Source organism: Pseudomonas sp. FW305-3-2-15-C-LB1 (assembly GCF_058787615.1).
This window is the reverse complement of the sequence record NZ_JBYSZX010000003.1, coordinates 261681-277377: the sequence shown is the minus strand read 5'-3', so window position 1 is coordinate 277377 and position 15697 is coordinate 261681. Positions and strand designations below refer to the sequence as shown.

15 protein-coding genes are annotated in these 15697 nt (G+C 61.3%); 7 read left to right on the top strand and 8 right to left on the bottom strand.

Translation table 11 applies throughout. The features are described 5' to 3' along the window. Positions 1 to 50: 50 nt before the first annotated feature. Both AC3WP7_RS08065 and AC3WP7_RS08060 read right to left on the bottom strand, forming a co-directional pair. A complete protein-coding gene (locus AC3WP7_RS08065; protein ID WP_102591495.1) occupies positions 51 to 1643 on the bottom strand; it encodes an ArnT family glycosyltransferase in 1593 nt (530 codons plus the stop codon). A gap of 87 nt (positions 1644 to 1730) precedes the next feature. Then, a complete protein-coding gene (locus AC3WP7_RS08060) occupies positions 1731 to 2696 on the bottom strand; it encodes an arsenic resistance protein (protein ID WP_102591494.1) in 966 nt (321 codons plus the stop codon). A 178-nt stretch (positions 2697 to 2874) separates the two neighbouring features. Between AC3WP7_RS08060 and AC3WP7_RS08055 the strand changes: the two genes are divergently transcribed. Further along, a complete protein-coding gene (locus tag AC3WP7_RS08055; protein ID WP_102591493.1) occupies positions 2875 to 3852 on the top strand; it encodes an alpha/beta hydrolase family protein in 978 nt (325 codons plus the stop codon). A 12-nt stretch (positions 3853 to 3864) separates the two neighbouring features. After that, a complete protein-coding gene (locus tag AC3WP7_RS08050) occupies positions 3865 to 4278 on the top strand; it encodes a hypothetical protein (RefSeq protein WP_071492434.1) in 414 nt (137 codons plus the stop codon). A 42-nt stretch (positions 4279 to 4320) separates the two neighbouring features. Here AC3WP7_RS08050 and gabP read toward each other — a convergent pair whose 3' ends face one another. Further along, entirely contained in the window at positions 4321 to 5712 is a 1392-nt protein-coding gene (gene gabP, locus AC3WP7_RS08045; protein ID WP_093121497.1) for a GABA permease, read from the bottom strand. 554 nt (positions 5713 to 6266) lie between these two features. On the opposite strand from gabP, the gene AC3WP7_RS08040 reads away from it, so the two are divergent. The 5 genes from AC3WP7_RS08040 to AC3WP7_RS08020 all read left to right on the top strand — a co-directional run bounded on the left by AC3WP7_RS08040 (position 6267) and on the right by AC3WP7_RS08020 (position 10472). Beyond that, a complete protein-coding gene (locus AC3WP7_RS08040; RefSeq protein WP_012721734.1) occupies positions 6267 to 7040 on the top strand; it encodes an ABC transporter ATP-binding protein in 774 nt (257 codons plus the stop codon). A 13-nt stretch (positions 7041 to 7053) separates the two neighbouring features. Next, positions 7054 to 7806: an ABC transporter substrate-binding protein gene (locus AC3WP7_RS08035; RefSeq protein WP_071492436.1), complete on the top strand. Its 753-nt coding sequence runs from the start codon at positions 7054 to 7056 to the stop codon at positions 7804 to 7806. Positions 7807 to 7880: 74 nt separating this feature from the next. Continuing rightward, positions 7881 to 8576 (top strand): ABC transporter permease, encoded by a 696-nt coding sequence (locus AC3WP7_RS08030; protein WP_016979103.1) that lies wholly within the window; start codon positions 7881 to 7883, stop codon positions 8574 to 8576. A 38-nt stretch (positions 8577 to 8614) separates the two neighbouring features. After that, positions 8615 to 9304 (top strand): ABC transporter permease, encoded by a 690-nt coding sequence (locus tag AC3WP7_RS08025; RefSeq protein ID WP_092246670.1) that lies wholly within the window; start codon positions 8615 to 8617, stop codon positions 9302 to 9304. Next, positions 9285 to 10472, top strand: a complete 1188-nt coding sequence (locus tag AC3WP7_RS08020; protein WP_092246251.1) for a methyltransferase — start codon at positions 9285 to 9287, stop codon at positions 10470 to 10472. The genes AC3WP7_RS08025 and AC3WP7_RS08020 overlap by 20 nt, the downstream gene beginning before the upstream one ends. Before the next feature lie 241 nt (positions 10473 to 10713). On the opposite strand, the gene bcsQ is transcribed toward AC3WP7_RS08020, so the two are convergent. The 5 genes from bcsQ to AC3WP7_RS07995 all read right to left on the bottom strand — a co-directional run bounded on the left by bcsQ (position 10714) and on the right by AC3WP7_RS07995 (position 15694). Beyond that, positions 10714 to 11616: a cellulose biosynthesis protein BcsQ gene (gene bcsQ, locus AC3WP7_RS08015; protein ID WP_102591492.1), complete on the bottom strand. Its 903-nt coding sequence runs from the start codon at positions 11614 to 11616 to the stop codon at positions 10714 to 10716. A gap of 177 nt (positions 11617 to 11793) precedes the next feature. Next, positions 11794 to 12918 carry an alginate O-acetyltransferase AlgX-related protein gene (locus AC3WP7_RS08010; protein ID WP_093513502.1) on the bottom strand — a complete coding sequence of 375 codons (1125 nt, stop codon included), beginning with the start codon at positions 12916 to 12918 and terminating at the stop codon, positions 11794 to 11796. A 12-nt stretch (positions 12919 to 12930) separates the two neighbouring features. Further along, complete coding sequence (locus AC3WP7_RS08005; RefSeq protein ID WP_102591491.1) at positions 12931 to 14346, bottom strand: MBOAT family O-acyltransferase; 1416 nt, start codon at positions 14344 to 14346, stop codon at positions 12931 to 12933. A gap of 17 nt (positions 14347 to 14363) precedes the next feature. Next, entirely contained in the window at positions 14364 to 15029 is a 666-nt protein-coding gene (locus AC3WP7_RS08000) for a cell division protein FtsQ (protein ID WP_102591490.1), read from the bottom strand. Then, a complete protein-coding gene (locus AC3WP7_RS07995) occupies positions 15029 to 15694 on the bottom strand; it encodes an SGNH/GDSL hydrolase family protein (RefSeq protein WP_071492442.1) in 666 nt (221 codons plus the stop codon). The genes AC3WP7_RS08000 and AC3WP7_RS07995 overlap by 1 nt, the downstream gene beginning before the upstream one ends. Between the last annotated feature and the right edge of the window lie 3 nt (positions 15695 to 15697).

Genomic DNA, 15697 nt, shown 5'->3' with positions numbered 1-15697 from the left:
ATTGCGTTGTCCAGGGGCGGCCTACGCCACCCCGAAACGAACGACCTCTATTACTTCAACAAGAACACCATCAGCGGATTGTCGTTCAGCCGCCCTTCAAACCTTGGCGTCTGCTTCTCCAGAGGCGTTCCTTGCAGCAACGCGGTTTCCTTGCGCGACACAATTGCCCAGGCGGGTCGAGGCAAAGTCCCCAGTCGCTCTATTTCGCTGCCTTCGATAAAGATCGGTTGCTCATCATGGTCCAGGTTCATCATGTAGCGCACCGCCCAAGTGTCTCGGCCGAGATTGATGAACACCAGCGGCCCCGGCTGCGCGGCACGCAACGCCTCCACCTGGCCGACAAACTTCCGGGTATCGAACTGCATATCCTTGGAGGGCTCCACCACAGTGACCAACACCACCCACTGCGCCATCAACGCGATCAGGCTGAGCCACACCAACCGCCCTCCCCGATGCCAGGCGATCAGCGCCGCCACCTGCAGCACCACCAGCCCGCCAATCAGCAGCGGCAGTGAAACCGCCGGCCAGTAACCGTGCTTCTGCCAGCCATGCCGACACACAAAGATCGCAACCACGCACAACGCCGGCAGCGCGACGACAAGCGCTTCGTAGCAGCGGCGCACGCCCGTGAGCCAGCCTTGCGCCTGGAGCAGCCCATAGGCCGCGACAGCCGCGAACATCGGCACCATGGGCAGGATGTAATAAGCGCGCTTGAAGTGCGGTATCGACAGCCCGAGCAAGATCATCAAGCCGCAGGCACCCAGCCGCGCGACCAGTTGCATGTCGCCCTCAAACCGCTCGGGCCAGCGATGACGCAGGGCAATCATCGTGGCGAGCGCCAATGGCACCACCGGAAAATAGCGGTACAGACTCAGCTGGAAATAGAAGTAGAACGGCTCTCCGGTTTCATCCAGGCGCCCGCCGACCTGCATCTTGAACACCTCATCGGCAAACGCGTCGCCCCCACTGATGCGCGCCAGCTTCACCAGCAGCCACCAACAGGCTGCCAGCAGCACCACGCCGACGATGCCGTGAATCAGCACCTGTTTCACACGCTCGCCAGGCTTGGCCAGCGCCCAATACACACACACCACACCACAGACCTCGATCAACCCCAATGGCCCGCGTATCGCAAAACCCAGGACAAACAGCGGGAACACCGCAAGCCGCCTCCAGCGTCCGCCGCTGTGCAGCAGGTAGAAACTGCCTACACAGAGCAACGCCACCATCTGGTCCAGGCATACCGAGCGGGACTTTTCGAGCAGTTGGGTGGTGAGCAACGTCAGCAGCACCGTGAGCAGTGCCCACGGCCGGCTCGCAGGCACCAGCAAGCGATAGATCACCGCGACTACGCCAGCAGAAGCCAGGGCGGTCGGCAGGATATTCGCCAGATGGTTGGGCGCACCGAACAGCCTGGCAAATACATAACTGAAGAAGGTCGCGGTGCCGGGATAATCCGCGTAGGGCAGGCCATAGGTGGTCGGGAAAAAGCTCACGCCATGGCGAAACATCTCTTGCAGGAACAGCGCCCATCGCCCATCAAACCCTTGGGGCTGTTGATCCCAGATGCCCAGGGTGAACAACAATAGAGCGAAGAGGAAAATCCCTGAGGATTCCAGGCGAAAACGGTTGCGGTGATCCATCGGTTGACCTGTCAGGTAAGGGGCGCCGACTTATGGTGCCGACCGCCCTGCTGAATAGCGCCTGAACAGACTGGAAGATTTGTGCGCCTACCGACCTGCGGGCCACACCCACTTCGGGATCAGCCGCACGTAAATCAACTCCCCGACCAGTTCGACCAGGGTTTGCAGGATCACCGCCGTCGCCGCCAACCCGCGCACATCGTCGGGAAGGGCCAGCGCCAAGGGCAGCACCACCAACGAATTGCGTGTCGATGCGCTGAATGTTACCGCCCGCGCCGTTGCGGCCGGGAGCGCAAACAGCCGCGACGCCAGCGCACCCATCAACGGCGCCAACAGCAGAAAGCCGATATACACCGGAATCACCGGCAACAGCAGGTTGATATCCCGCACCACGGAAGTGATTTGCGAACCGATCACCACAAACAACACCAGCGCCATCGCCGGCACGGGCAGCCACGCCCAGGCGCTGCTCCACGCATTGACGACAGATGATCGCCGCGCCAGGGAAGTCGTGAGCACTGCCAGAATCATCGGCATCACAATCAACAACAGGAATGCTTCGACAAATGGTCCCGCCTCCACCACGACCTCAGACTGCGGCCCCAGCATCAACCCCAAGTACAACGGCAACAGCGCCAACTGCAGCAGCAACAGCACTGGCGTGGCCGCCAGCATCAGCCGTGAGTCGCCCTTGCCGATATGCGTAAACACCACCACGTAGTCGATGCAAGGCGTCAGCAACACCAGCAACGCACCCACCAGCAACGCCGGGCGCCCGACCAGGCTTTGGGTCAGCGCCCATACCAGCAAGGGCACCAGGATGAAGTTGGCCAGCAGCAATGCCGACAGGAAGCGCTTGTTACCCAAGCCTTGGCGCAGGTCCAGAAACGGTATTTGCAGGAACATCGCGTACATCAGCACGGCGATGGCGGGGGTGACCAGTGCGCTGAGATCGTGGGCGAATGAAAGGGGAAGCAGACCGAAGACGACGGCCAGAAACACAGTGACGAGGTAGATCGGAATCTGGTTGTGTTCGAGGGTATCGCGGGTCATAAGGTGGTCTAGTCGAATCGAAAGAGCGCAAGGTTATGTATATACCAGCTCCAGGTCGAGCGACGTAAGCAGGCGATCCAATCCGTCATTTGATAAACCACCAAATGACAGCGCAAGTGCTGGCAAACTGAGCAATTGTTTCTAGAAAAACAAGAAACCGATCAAGGTCGAGAAACCAATGAATTTGAACGACGCCTCTTTACAATTGCCTCCAGCCCCGCCTGCACGCGATCACAGCGAACCCTTCAAGGAACCCGCCGCCGACGGCCATATCCTGGGCGGCTTCGCCTGGCGCCATATCAGGACCGACCCCGCACGCCCGGTGGTGATCATCAACGCCGCCACCTCCGTACGCTGCCGCCACTACACTCGCTTCGCCGACTACCTGTTCGCCAACGGCTTCGATGTCATCACCTACGACTACCGTGGCATCGGCGAATCCCGCAACGGCTCGCTGCGCCACTTCAAGGCCTCGTGGTCGGATTGGGGCGTGCTGGATTTCGAGGCGATGCTCACGCGTGCCCAACGGGAGTTCCCAGGGCAGCCGATTGACGTAGTCGGCCACAGCTTTGGCGGTTGCGCGGCAGGACTCGCGGCGTCGGGTGCTGTTATTCGACGGATCGTCACGGTGGGCGCACAGTTCGCCTACTGGCGCGATTACGCACCAAGCGGGCGCTGGCGCATGTTTGCCAAGTGGCATGTGGTAATGCCGCTGCTGACGGCACTGTGCGGATACTTCCCCGGCAAGCGCCTGGGCTGGCTGGAAGATACGCCAGCCGGCGTAGTGCGCGACTGGAGCATGCCGACGCCCCGGTATGAAACACGCCCCAGCGGTCGAGCGCTGGGCAACCTGCCCTTCAGCCGCGTGAAAGCGCAGATACTGGCAATCAGTATCACGGATGACCCCTTCGGCACCGTGGCGGCCATCGAGCGGCTGCTGGGTTATTTTGACGGCAGCGAGCGTACGCACCTGCGCATAGCGCCGGAAGATATCGGCGAAAACCAGGTCGGGCATTTCGCCTTTTTCCGCAGCGAATATCAGGACCGGTTGTGGCCGATTGCATTGGCGTGGCTTCAAAACGGTCAATTGACGGCAGATACCCTTGGGATTTCCCCCAACCTGCGCTTCAATACTCCCCCCGATCCAGAACCCTAGGACGCCAACCCCATGGCCTCGCCGAACAAGCAGCAAAAACGCGCCCACCGGGCAAAGGCCAAGGCCAAGCAGAACCGCACCCAGCGCGCCGTCGCGACCAAACCGGATGCGTTTGCCGGCGATGACAGCCGCATTGACTTGGAGTCGGTGGATTTGACGGAGATGTTTGTCGAGATGCGCACCGCAGGCGAAACCAGCCAGCAGGCGTTGTGCACGGCATTCCTGGCGCACCCGCTGTTGGCGCTGGTGCTGGAGCAGGAAGGCGAAGAGCAAGCCACCGATTTCATCCTGGCGGCGCTGATCGAGTATCGACAGTGGGCGACGGATACCGATGATGAGGCGGCTGCATTGGCGTGGATCGAGTCGCCGCAGTTCCAGGCGGATTACGTCGCGGCGTCTCAGGCGCTGATCACCCCAGAAGCCTGACGCGAAAACAAAGTGGGAGGGGCCTGCCCCTCCCACATTGGGTCAGCTAAGTACCGCAGCGCCCACTCGCTGCGCCTTGCGGCGACTCGCCACCATCAGGCCCGCCGCTACTACCAGCAAGCTCAGCACACCGGTCGCAATGATCTCGACCCGATGCGCTTCCTGGAACAGCATGATGGTCAACGTGCCCACGATGAACACCATCACCGCGTAGGTCAGGCCAGGGAACAGCCACATCTTGAAGACAATCTTCTCGCCCGCCGCCGTGCGCTTCTGGCGCATGCGCAGTTGCGATACTGCGATCACCAGGTACACCAGCAGCGCGATGGCGCCGGAGCTGGCCAGCAGGAACTCGAACACCGCCGCCGGGGCCACGTAGTTGGCGAAGACCGCCAGGAACGCCGCACCGGTGGACAACAATACCGCCCAGTAAGGCGTGCCGCTCTTGTTGGTACGCTTGGCAACAGCCGGTGCATCACCGCGACGCCCCAGGGAGAACAGCATGCGCGAAGCGGTATACAGCGCCGAGTTCAAGCAACTGGTCACGGCCACCAGTACCACCAGGTCGACGATCAGCTTGGCATTCGGGATACCCATGCGTTCCAGCACGGTCTGGTAGGAACCCACGGCCGCCAGGGTCGGATCGTTCCAAGGCACCAGGGACACCACGATGAAGATCGACAGCAGGTAGAACAAACCAATCCGCCAGATCACCGAGTTGGTGGCCTTGGTGATTTGCTGGCCTGGGTTCTTCGATTCAGCGGCGGCGATGGTGACGATCTCGGTACCCATGAACGAGAACATGGTGGTCAGGATCGCAGCCAGTACGGCGCCCATGCCGTTTGGCATAAAGCCCTGGGTATCGAACAGATGGGAAACACCGCTGACCTGGCTGGTCGGCAGGAAACCGAAAATCGCGGCCAGGCCAAGGATTACAAAGCCTACGATCGCCACGACCTTGATCAACGCGAACCAGAACTCGAACTCGCCGTAGTTCTTCACGCTGAACAGGTTGGTCGCCGTCAGCAGCAGGGTGATGATCAGGGTAAAGGCCCAGATAGCCACATCCGGGAACCAGGCATGCAGGATGGTCGCGGCGGCGTTGGCTTCCAACGGAATCACCAAGACCCAGAACCACCAGTACAACCAGCCGATGGTAAAGCCGGCCCAATGGCCAATCGCACGGTCGGCATAAGTGGAGAACGAACCGGTGTCCGGCGACGCCACGGCCATTTCGGCCAGCATGCGCATCACCAATACCACCAGCGTGCCCGCTGCGGCATACGCCAGCAGTACGGCCGGGCCGGCGGCAGCAATCGCGTGGCCGGAGCCGACAAACAGACCGGCACCGATGACGCCGGCAATCGACAGCATGGTGACGTGACGCGGTTTTAGCCCCTGTTCGAGGTCATTGGAGCTTTGCGTACTACTCATTGACACACCTTTGCGAGGAATTGCGAAAACGGTCCACCCGGCCCGGGATCTTTCTCGTGAAAAGAAACCAACAGGGCGTTCTTTATTTTTTACGCAAGATTTGCGCCAAAATGTTACAGAGCCACGATTGACGCGGGCTGTAGGACGATTCAACAACCATCGCAAGTCATTGAGAACAATGGCATTCCGCTATAGCGTTACCGTGCGACTCACATTCAAGACGAATAAACGCACCATAAACACACACAAAAAGTACGTGACGCTCCATAAAAGGGCTGATAAGCACCGTTTGCCCGGTTAACCCTTCCAACACCCGGCCAAAGCTGGCACCATCGCGCCCTTTTTTACGCAAAGCCTGCGGTTTTCCGGGTTCAAACGGTTGTTCGGTTGTTGATGGCGCGACACGCTGCTGTGCCGATGCGACACCCCGCCGCACACCATCGGTTTACCGCCGGCCGCGCTGTTGGCTGCCATCAGGACGCTATGCTAGCTTGGCGCCTCGCCAGGAAGGCGGCCCAACAGCAGGATTGCAACGAACACAATGAGGACCCCACATGGCCGAGGCCACGCCCGCGCTTGAAATCCGCAACTTGCATAAACGCTATGGTGAGCTGGAGGTACTCAAAGGTATCTCGCTGACCGCTCGCGACGGCGATGTGATCTCGATCCTGGGTTCCTCCGGTTCCGGCAAGTCCACCTTCCTGCGCTGCATCAACCTGCTGGAAAACCCGCACCAGGGCCAGATCCTGGTGGCCGGCGAAGAACTCAAGCTCAAGGCCGCGAAAAACGGCGAACTGATGGCCGCCGACGGCAAGCAGATCAACCGCCTGCGCAGCGAAATCGGTTTTGTGTTTCAAAACTTTAACCTGTGGCCGCACATGAGCATCCTCGACAACATCATCGAGGCCCCGCGCCGCGTGCTCGGCCAAAGCAAGGCCGAAGCCATCGAAGTCGCCGAAGCGCTACTGGACAAGGTCGGCATTGCCGACAAGCGCCACGCCTACCCCGCGCAATTGTCCGGCGGCCAGCAACAACGGGCCGCCATCGCGCGCACCCTGGCGATGCAGCCCAAGGTCATCCTGTTCGACGAGCCCACTTCCGCGCTTGACCCGGAAATGGTTCAGGAAGTACTTAATGTGATCCGCGCGCTGGCCGAAGAAGGCCGCACCATGCTGCTGGTCACCCATGAAATGGGCTTCGCCCGTCAGGTGTCCAGTGAAGTGGTGTTCCTCCACCAGGGCCTGGTCGAAGAGCAAGGATCGCCACAGCAGGTGTTTGAAAACCCGCTTTCGGCGCGCTGCAAACAATTCATGTCCAGCAACCGCTAACGGAGCAACATGCATGCAGAACTATAAAAAATTCCTTCTGGCCGCGGCCGTCTCGATGGCGTTCAGCGCCACGGCCATGGCAGAAACCTTGAAAATGGGGATTGAAGCGGCCTACCCGCCGTTCAACAACAAAGACGCGAGCGGCAACGTGGTCGGCTTCGACAAAGACATCGGCGACGCCCTGTGCGCCAAGATGAAAGTCGAGAAGTGCGAAGTGTATGTGTCCGACTGGGACGGCATCATCCCGGCCCTGAACGCCAAGAAGTTCGACTTCCTGGTGTCCTCGCTGTCGATCACCGACGAGCGCAAGCAGGCCGTCGACTTCACCGACCCGTACTACTCCAACAAGCTGCAATTCATCGCGCCTAAAGCCACCGCCGACTTCAAGACTGACGCGGCGTACCTGAAAGGCAAGGTCATCGGTGCACAACGCGCGACGCTGGCCGGTACCTACCTGGAAGACAAGCTGCCTGAAACCGAAGCCAAGCTGTACGACACCCAGGAAAACGCCTACCTCGACCTGACCTCCGGTCGCCTGGATGGCATCCTCGCCGACAAGTACGTGCAGTACGAATGGCTCAAGAGCAAAGACGGTTCGGCCTACGAGTTCAAGGGCGACCCGGTTGTAGAAAGCGACAAGATCGGTATCGCCGTACGCAAGGGCGACCCACTGCGCGAGCGCCTGAACAAAGCCCTGGCAGAGATCAAGGCAGACGGCACCTACAAGAAGATCAACGACAAGTACTTCCCTTTCAGCATCGAATGATCTGAACGGTATGCCCGACGCGCTCACCTGAGCGCGTCGGCTTTTTGCAATGCCTGCCGCGATATGAAAACACCATGAATTTCGATCTCTACGGATTCGGCCCGGCGCTTGCCGCCGGCGCGCTGATGACCGTCAAACTGGCGCTCACGGCCCTGTGCCTGGGGTTGGTGCTCGGCCTTGCCGGGGCCTTGGCCAAGACTTCGCCGTACAAGCCGTTGCAATGGGTGGGCGGTGCGTATTCGACCATCGTGCGTGGCATTCCCGAATTGCTGTGGGTGCTGCTGATTTACTTCGGCACGGTCAACCTGATGCGTGCCCTCGGTGAGTTCTTCGGCAACCCCGACCTTTCCCTGAGTGCCTTCGCCGCCGGGGTCATTGCCCTGGGCCTGTGCTTTGGCGCCTACGCGACCGAAGTGTTCCGTGGCGCGATCCTCGCCATTCCCAAGGGCCACCGTGAAGCGGGTGTAGCCTTGGGGCTGTCCAAGTTCCGGATCTTCACCCGGCTGATCATGCCGCAGATGTGGCGCATCGCCCTGCCGGGCCTGGGCAACCTGTTCATGATCCTGATGAAGGACACCGCCCTCGTATCGGTGATCGGCCTGGAAGAAATCATGCGCCATGCGCAGATCGGCGTGACTGTCACCAAGCAGCCCTTCACCTTCTTCATGGTCGCCGCCTTCATGTACCTGGGCCTCACCGTGCTGGCCATGACCGGCATGCACTTCCTGGAAAAACGCGCCGCCCGCGGCTTTGCAAGGAGCACCCAATGAGCGGCGACTACAGCTGGCTGGCGCATTTCGACCTGGGCCTGAACTGGTCCGTGATCATCAAGTGGCTGCCCAAGTTGGCCCAGGGCGCCATTCTGACCCTGGAGCTGGTGGCCATTGCGGTGATCGCCGGCCTGCTGCTGGCGATCCCGCTGGGCATCGCCCGTTCCTCGCGCCGCTGGTACGTCAGCGCCCTGCCCTACGCCTATATTTTCTTCTTCCGTGGCACGCCGCTCCTGGTGCAGTTGTTCCTGGTGTACTACGGCCTGGCGCAGTTCGATTCAGTGCGCGAGAGCTTCATGTGGCCCTACCTGCGCGATCCGTTCTGGTGCGCCACCGCCACCATGACCCTGCACACCGCCGCCTATATCGCCGAGATCCTGCGCGGCGCCATCCAGGCCATCCCGCCCGGCGAGATCGAAGCGGCACGAGCCCTGGGCATGTCCAGGCCGAAGACGCTGTTCTACATCATCCTGCCGCGTGCCTCGCGCATCGGCCTGCCGGCGTACAGCAACGAAGTGATCCTGATGCTCAAGGCCAGCGCCCTGGCCAGTACCGTTACTCTGCTGGAATTGACCGGCATGGCACGGACCATCATTGCCCGTACCTACTTGCCGGTAGAGATTTTCTTCGCTGCGGGCCTGTTCTACCTGTTGATGGCCTACGTGCTGGTACGCGCCTTCAAACTGCTGGAACGCTGGCTGCGCGTCGATGCCTGCCAAGGACGTTGAGGCACGCTTCCAGGCGCTGGATGCGTTCCTGATCGAGCACCAAGGGCTGTGGAAACCACGGCCCTTTACTCATCTGCACTTGCCCTGGGAAACCCAGCACCCCGAACTCGCCCAGTGGCTGCGGCAACGCTCGCTGGACGATGCCGAAACCTGTCACAACCACCCCCATGACCTGCCGGCACCGGCGCCTTTTGCGCAACTCGCCGCGCACGCTCGCGCGCTCAGTGCTGTGGATAAGTTACCGACGCAACCCCTGGCTCCTGCTCGTCACCGCCTGAACGTCGATGTTCCGGGCCGCAAGTGGGAACAGATTGAAGCCTTCGGCAGTGCGCTGCAGTTTGCGCAAGCCCCCACACACTGGCTGGACTGGTGTTCAGGCAAGGGCCACCTGGGTCGCCGGCTGTTGCAAGCCGATCAGGCCCTGACCTGCCTGGAATACGACCCGGCACTGATCGCGGCAGGCCAGGCCTTGAGCGATCACCATGGCCTGTCCGCCACCCATCGCTTGCAAGATGTGATGGCCGATGTGGCGATCCACGCCGAACACACCCCCGTCGCCCTGCACGCCTGTGGCGACCTGCATGTGCGCCTGCTGCAACTGGCCAGCGCGGTCGGCTGCAAGCAGCTGGCGCTGGCGCCATGCTGCTACAACCGCATCACTGCCGACACCTACCAGCCACTGTCCAACGCAGGCCGTGCTTCAACCCTGCAACTGTCCATCGATGACCTCGGCCTGCCGCTGAGCGAAACCGTCACCGCTGGCAAACGCGTGCGCTTGCAACGCGATACGTCCATGGCACGGCGCCTGGGTTTCGACCAACTGCAACGCGAACTGCGCGGCCTCGACGAATACCTGCCCACACCGTCCCTGCCTGCCCGTTGGCTGGACAAGTCCTTCGCCGATTACTGCCGGGAGCTGGCGAACCTCAAAGGGTTATCCACAGGTGAACAGGATTGGGCGGCACTGGAGGCCCACGGCTGGCGCCGCCTGGCTGAGGTGAGAAACCTGGAATTGGTGCGTGGTCTGTTTCGGCGCCCGCTTGAGGTGTGGCTGGTGCTGGATCGGGCGTTGTTTCTCGGTGAGAACGGCTACAAGGTCGACGTAGGCACCTTCTGCGATCCTGCACTGACGCCGCGCAACTTGATGGTGCTTGCCCAGCGCGATTAGAGGGCAAAATTGTCGCAGTGCAGCCTGTGGATAACTCTGTTGATGGATTCTTTACGGAGCTTGTAGGCATCTGCGCTACAGGCCAAAAGCCGTACTGGTCATTTTTTGTTCACAAAATAAAATGCACGCAAAACAGGCAGTTGCAGCGTGATGAGAAACGCTCCACAAAATGGCTGTTGGGTGACAGGTGCATCCAACCGATTGTGCATAAGCATCTGGGGTCAAGCGTATAACCAGCGCTTTATGCTCGGGTGTTTGGCGCCTTCAGCAGTTGGCAAAGATCGTTGATATCGTCACCCGCCAGGCCCTTCTCTGCGCTTTCCACCGGGTCGTCACCAGAAGCCAGCGCTTCATGGATCCGCATGTCGCGATGCACCTGCAGCGCCTCTTTCCCCAGCCTCTGGGTAAAGGCCTCGATCATGTCCAGGCAGAAAGCATTCCTTTCATCCACTTGGTTGATAACCACGTGCACGCGAGGCGCGTGTCCACTTTCAAGGTGCGGGGCAAGCAGTGCATCCAGATGGTCGAGGGTGCCCAGGCATGCAGCGTCTGCCTGCACAATGACCAGCACCACATCGGCGACACTCAGCGCTTGATGGAAGTAGATGTTGTTACCGGCAGGTGTGTCGATGATCACTGTCTGTCGCGCACTCAAGTCGAGGGCTGCCAGGTGTTGAGCCAGCCAGCGCGGCTCCTGCTTGAGCCAGCGCTCCAGGCTTTCCTGCTGTGGGATGTCGATTTCGCCAAAGGGGATTACCTGGCAGCCGGCGAAGCTGAGCTGTTGAAGCGGGTTCCATGGCCCATGTTCCAGGCTGGTACGCCCGATGCCCGGCAACGCCGGACTCACGCCGAAGTGAAGATGCAAGGCGTTCTGCGGGTCCAGGTCCAGGGCCACGACGGACTCGCCCTGACGCTGCAGACCACTGCTCAAGGCAGTGGCCAGGGTACTGCGGCCGACGCCGCCATTGATCGACACCAGCGCCACCACTTTTGGCTTGAGGGGCACGGTGTCTGCGTCCTGGCTGACGGCAACATCATCCGCGCGGGGAATACTGCCGAAGAAATACATCCGCGCCTCCTTGCCGCGCTCATCCTGGCAGATGTCCTTGCCGAGCAAGGCTAAAAGACCATTGGTAATGCTCATAGCTGACCCCTCATCACGGCGAAGCCCAAAGACGTGAAAAGGTCAGCTGATACGACTGCTTACCGCAGGTCTTTTTGTGGTCGCCCTAGTGCAAGCCAGTCTGCTTCAGGCACGCAAAAGTGTCATTATTTTGATGAGGAAGCTGTCTATTTTTTAGACAAACGGAAAATCGTCAAATTACTGACCAACCGTGATCGCATCGTAGGGCGTTTGCAGGTCCCGCTCCGGAATCTCCCAAATCAATAACTTGGGCGGTGTTTGCTTGAAGGCCGGGCTTTCGAAATAGGCCTTGGCCGCCCCCGAGAACTCGCCCCCGTCCTTGCTGAAATTGCCGACCGGCGCATTCAGGGCTTTTTGCAGGAAGCCGACAAAGTTGGAGTTGCGCGAAAACGAGGTGCCGATCAGCGCCACATTGGGCAGGCCAGCGTCGCCAAACAGGTCGTCGGCATTGCTGGTCGCGCCGCCGGTTTCATGGGCGCTGCTGGCCGCGACCGACTCCCCCGGCGGCTGCAACGTGGGCGGCAACCAATCCAGACCGGCCAGGCGCACCAGGTCTCCCGGGCGTACGGCGAGCGGCGCCTGGGTGATATCGAACGTCTGCTCCGGCGTGGCCTTGATGCCACGCTGCTGGATGCGCTGCGCGAGCGCCTGTGCGCCGGCGTTGGAACCGATTTCGCTCCAGTGGGTATCGGTGCGCAGGTAGGCTTCGGCGCCCAGGGGTTTCAAAGTGTCGGTCAGGTCCAGCGCGGAAACGCCGGCAGCTTGCAGCCGTTTGGTCCAGTCCTGAATGCGGCCGTCGAGCACCGCCGGGCGGTACAGGCCACAGCGTTCGGCAGCGGCGATGCGGCTCTTGTCCGGCACCACCACCACTTGCAGGTCGATGCCTTTTTGACCCAGTTGTTTTTGCAGGTCGATCACCGCCTGGGCCTTGGTCTGGGCATTGGCCTCGGCATGCCGGTTGATGCGCAGTTCATCACTGATAAACAGCCAGCCCGGGCAACCTCGCCGTACCCGCGGCCCGGTGTCACCGAACGCCAGCCAGCTGCCGCCGCGCTCCAGGTTGGCGGCCTGGATTGCCATCGGCGCCTTGGCCAGTTCCTTGGCAAAACGGTGGGTCAGGTCGCCGTGCAGCAGCATGTCGCTGTCGACCTTGGCCGGCACATAGCTGATCGGTCCCTTCACCATCAGCCAGGCGCATGACAACAGCCCCGCCGCCAGGAAGGGCACCAGCACCCAGGCCGCCAGGGGGCTGGTGCGAACGGCCAGTTCACTCGGAGGCGTCGGCGCGGTAGGAGCAGGCATGGTCGGGCGTCCTTAGAACTGAAAGTACAGAAACGGTACGGCGTCACGGCTGGCGATCAGCGCGAACGACAACACAAACCCGGCCACCGGCCACAGCGAAGCCGCCAGCACAAACCACGGTTGGGTGCCGAAGCGCTGTTCAAAACGCACCTGCCAGATTGGCGCGATGATGCAGACCAGGCCCAACAGCGCGGCCATGCCATGGGCCGGGCGCATGGCCACGGCCATCGCGTCACCCAACGCCATGCCATGCAGGCCGAACTGGCCGGCGTACATGGTCAGTGCCGAGTGGAAGTCCGGCGCGCGGAACAAGGTCCAGGCCAGGCACACAAACAGCAAGGTCAGGACGTGCGACAACACCGGCGGAATGCTCGGCAGGCTCGATCGCGACCAGGCGCGGTCGACACACAGCGCCACGCCATGGGCCGAACCCCACAACAGGTAGTTCCAGCTGTCGCCGCCGTGCCACAACCCGGCAATCGCCATGGTCAGGAACAGGTTGCGATAGGTGCGCCACACGCCGTCGCGGTTCCCGCCCAGGGCGATGTACAGGTAGTCGCGCAACCAGCTGGACAACGACAAGTGCCAGCGCCGCCAGAAATCCTGGATGCTGCTGGCCAGGTACGGCCGATTGAAGTTTTCCGGGAAGTGGAAGCCCAGCATCAGGCCCAGGCCGATGGCCATGGCGCTGTAGCCGGCGAAGTCGAAGAACAGTTGCAGCGAATACGCCAGGCAACCGATCCAGGCGTCCACCAGGCTGGGGTGTTCCAGGTGGAAGGCGATGTCCACCAGCGGCGACAGGGTGTCGGCCACCAGCACTTTCATGCCCATGCCGATCATGAAGCGTCGCGCGCCCAGGGAGAAATTCGCCCAGTTGAAATACCGCTGGTTCAGCTCGCGGCGAACCCAGTCGTAACGGATGATCGGGCCGGCAATCGAGTGCCCGAACATCGAGATATAGGTGGCGTAGTTGATGAAGCTGCGTTCCACCGGCACCGTATGCCGGTGCACATCCACCAGGTAGGAAATCGCCTGCAACACGATGAACGACAAGCCGGCCGGCAAGGCCACACGCTGCCAGTCCAGCGGCATCGCGCCGTACCAGGTGATCACCTCGCTCACCGTGCCGGCGACGATGTTGGCGTACTTGTACCAACACAGCACCGCCGTGTTGAACACGATCAATGCGATCAACAGGCGCACCCGGCCTTTGCCGTCCTCACGGGAGCGGTCCACCAGCAAGCCGCCGACCCATGCCACCACGGTCAACACCATGTGCAGCAACAGGAACAACGGGCTCAACCAGCCGTAGAACAGCCAGCTGCCGATCAGCAGGATGACGTTGCGCCAGCTCGGACGAGCCAGCGCGTAGATCAACAGGAAGGCCGGCAGGAACAGCGTGAGGAATTCGAGTGAGGCAAAGACCATGGTGGTGTCGGGCCCGATCAGTTAGCGAGTGCGTCAGAGGCGAACAGCAACTTCGAGCCTTTATCTGAAGGAACGGCCAATACGCTGTAGCGCTCGCCCGCCTTGAGCGTGAACGCCAGCGGCTGACCGACCGGCGCGCCGGCGCATTTGAGCTGCACCGACAGTTCCACCGGGTTGATCATGCGCCGCTGCACCGCACCTTCAGCGACCTTCTTGAACAACTCGGCCTTTTGCGCAACGGCTTCCAGGCTGGCGTCGGCGCAGCTGGCGTCGGCGTTGATGAAGGCCAGGGAGGCCTTGAGCGCATTAAAGTCGTCCGGCACTTCGCGCACCACCAGCTGGCGCGTGGCACCCTTGGCGTCGACCAATGCGACCACTGTGGCGAACTCACCCGGCGCGACGTTCACCGAGAAATCCGCGTTTTTGCCGCCGCCGCTCAAGACGCCCTTGATCGGCTTGTCGCCGCCGACCACCGGCAGGAACGCCGACACGGCTTTGTCGCCGCTCAGGACCAAGCTGGCCTTGGAACCGTCCGCCACCAGCTTCAATTCGCCCGGGGTGCCGTTGGCAAAACGCAGGAACGCTGCGTCTTGCTCCGGACCGGTCGGATACAGCGGGATGTCGGCACTGTAGGCGCTGACGCTGGCGAGCAAGGTCGCCAGGCCCAGGGTCATTCGCTTCATTATTTGCTTCCTTTACCGTAGGCCGATGGCGGCAGGTTACCCAAGGCTGTCCCGATCGCCTTGGCCCACTTCTGGTAGCCGTCGATGGTGAAGTGCTGGCCGTCGGTGGTGATCCACTCGCCCGGCTTGGAGAAGGTCAGCGAGTCGATGTAAGTGCACGGCGCCACGTTGCTGGCCAGGAACGACGACATCAGCTTGGTGCGGGTGTCGTCCTTCTTGTACTGCGAACCGACCTTGCCCCATGGCGGGCCGACCCACACGCACTTGGTGCCGGTGGCGGCGATTTCCTTGGTCAGCGAGGTCACGCTTTTCCAGGCCCAGGCTTTGGGGAACACCGGGTTGGTGTAGGAGCCCATGGTGTCGCCGATGATCAACACAACCACGTCGGGCTTGTCCTTGGCGATCAGGTCTTTGATCGGCGTGGTGCTCATGGCGTTCTTGCCATAGATCACAGCCTTGCCGGTGGGCATGCGCTCGCCGCCGCACTCGACTTTTTTCGGCACCACCCAATCCGCCGCGCCGGCACCGCACGCACCGATGGAGTGAACCACCGCGCCTTGCTGGGTGAGGTTGTCTTGCAGCGGGTTGAGCAACGAATCGGGAAAGCTCATATGACTTTCGCCCAATACCAGCATGGTCAGGCCGGCAATCGCAGAAACAGGCATGAA

What these genes read in the sequence shown, in the direction of transcription:
- AC3WP7_RS08010 (WP_093513502.1), bottom strand. Translation starts at nt 12,918, where the DNA reads ATGCCTGCTCCTACCGCGCCGACGCCTCCGAGTGAACTGGCCGTTCGC.
- AC3WP7_RS08065 (WP_102591495.1), bottom strand. Translation starts at nt 1,643, where the DNA reads ATGGATCACCGCAACCGTTTTCGCCTGGAATCCTCAGGGATTTTCCTC.
- gabP (WP_093121497.1), bottom strand. Translation starts at nt 5,712, where the DNA reads ATGAGTAGTACGCAAAGCTCCAATGACCTCGAACAGGGGCTAAAACCG.
- AC3WP7_RS08005 (WP_102591491.1), bottom strand. Translation starts at nt 14,346, where the DNA reads ATGGTCTTTGCCTCACTCGAATTCCTCACGCTGTTCCTGCCGGCCTTC.
- AC3WP7_RS08035 (WP_071492436.1), top strand. Translation starts at nt 7,054, where the DNA reads ATGCAGAACTATAAAAAATTCCTTCTGGCCGCGGCCGTCTCGATGGCG.
- AC3WP7_RS08055 (WP_102591493.1), top strand. Translation starts at nt 2,875, where the DNA reads ATGAATTTGAACGACGCCTCTTTACAATTGCCTCCAGCCCCGCCTGCA.
- AC3WP7_RS07995 (WP_071492442.1), bottom strand. Translation starts at nt 15,694, where the DNA reads ATGCCTGTTTCTGCGATTGCCGGCCTGACCATGCTGGTATTGGGCGAA.
- AC3WP7_RS08000 (WP_102591490.1), bottom strand. Translation starts at nt 15,029, where the DNA reads ATGAAGCGAATGACCCTGGGCCTGGCGACCTTGCTCGCCAGCGTCAGC.
- AC3WP7_RS08040 (WP_012721734.1), top strand. Translation starts at nt 6,267, where the DNA reads ATGGCCGAGGCCACGCCCGCGCTTGAAATCCGCAACTTGCATAAACGC.
- AC3WP7_RS08020 (WP_092246251.1), top strand. Translation starts at nt 9,285, where the DNA reads ATGCCTGCCAAGGACGTTGAGGCACGCTTCCAGGCGCTGGATGCGTTC.
- AC3WP7_RS08030 (WP_016979103.1), top strand. Translation starts at nt 7,881, where the DNA reads ATGAATTTCGATCTCTACGGATTCGGCCCGGCGCTTGCCGCCGGCGCG.
- AC3WP7_RS08050 (WP_071492434.1), top strand. Translation starts at nt 3,865, where the DNA reads ATGGCCTCGCCGAACAAGCAGCAAAAACGCGCCCACCGGGCAAAGGCC.
- bcsQ (WP_102591492.1), bottom strand. Translation starts at nt 11,616, where the DNA reads ATGAGCATTACCAATGGTCTTTTAGCCTTGCTCGGCAAGGACATCTGC.
- AC3WP7_RS08060 (WP_102591494.1), bottom strand. Translation starts at nt 2,696, where the DNA reads ATGACCCGCGATACCCTCGAACACAACCAGATTCCGATCTACCTCGTC.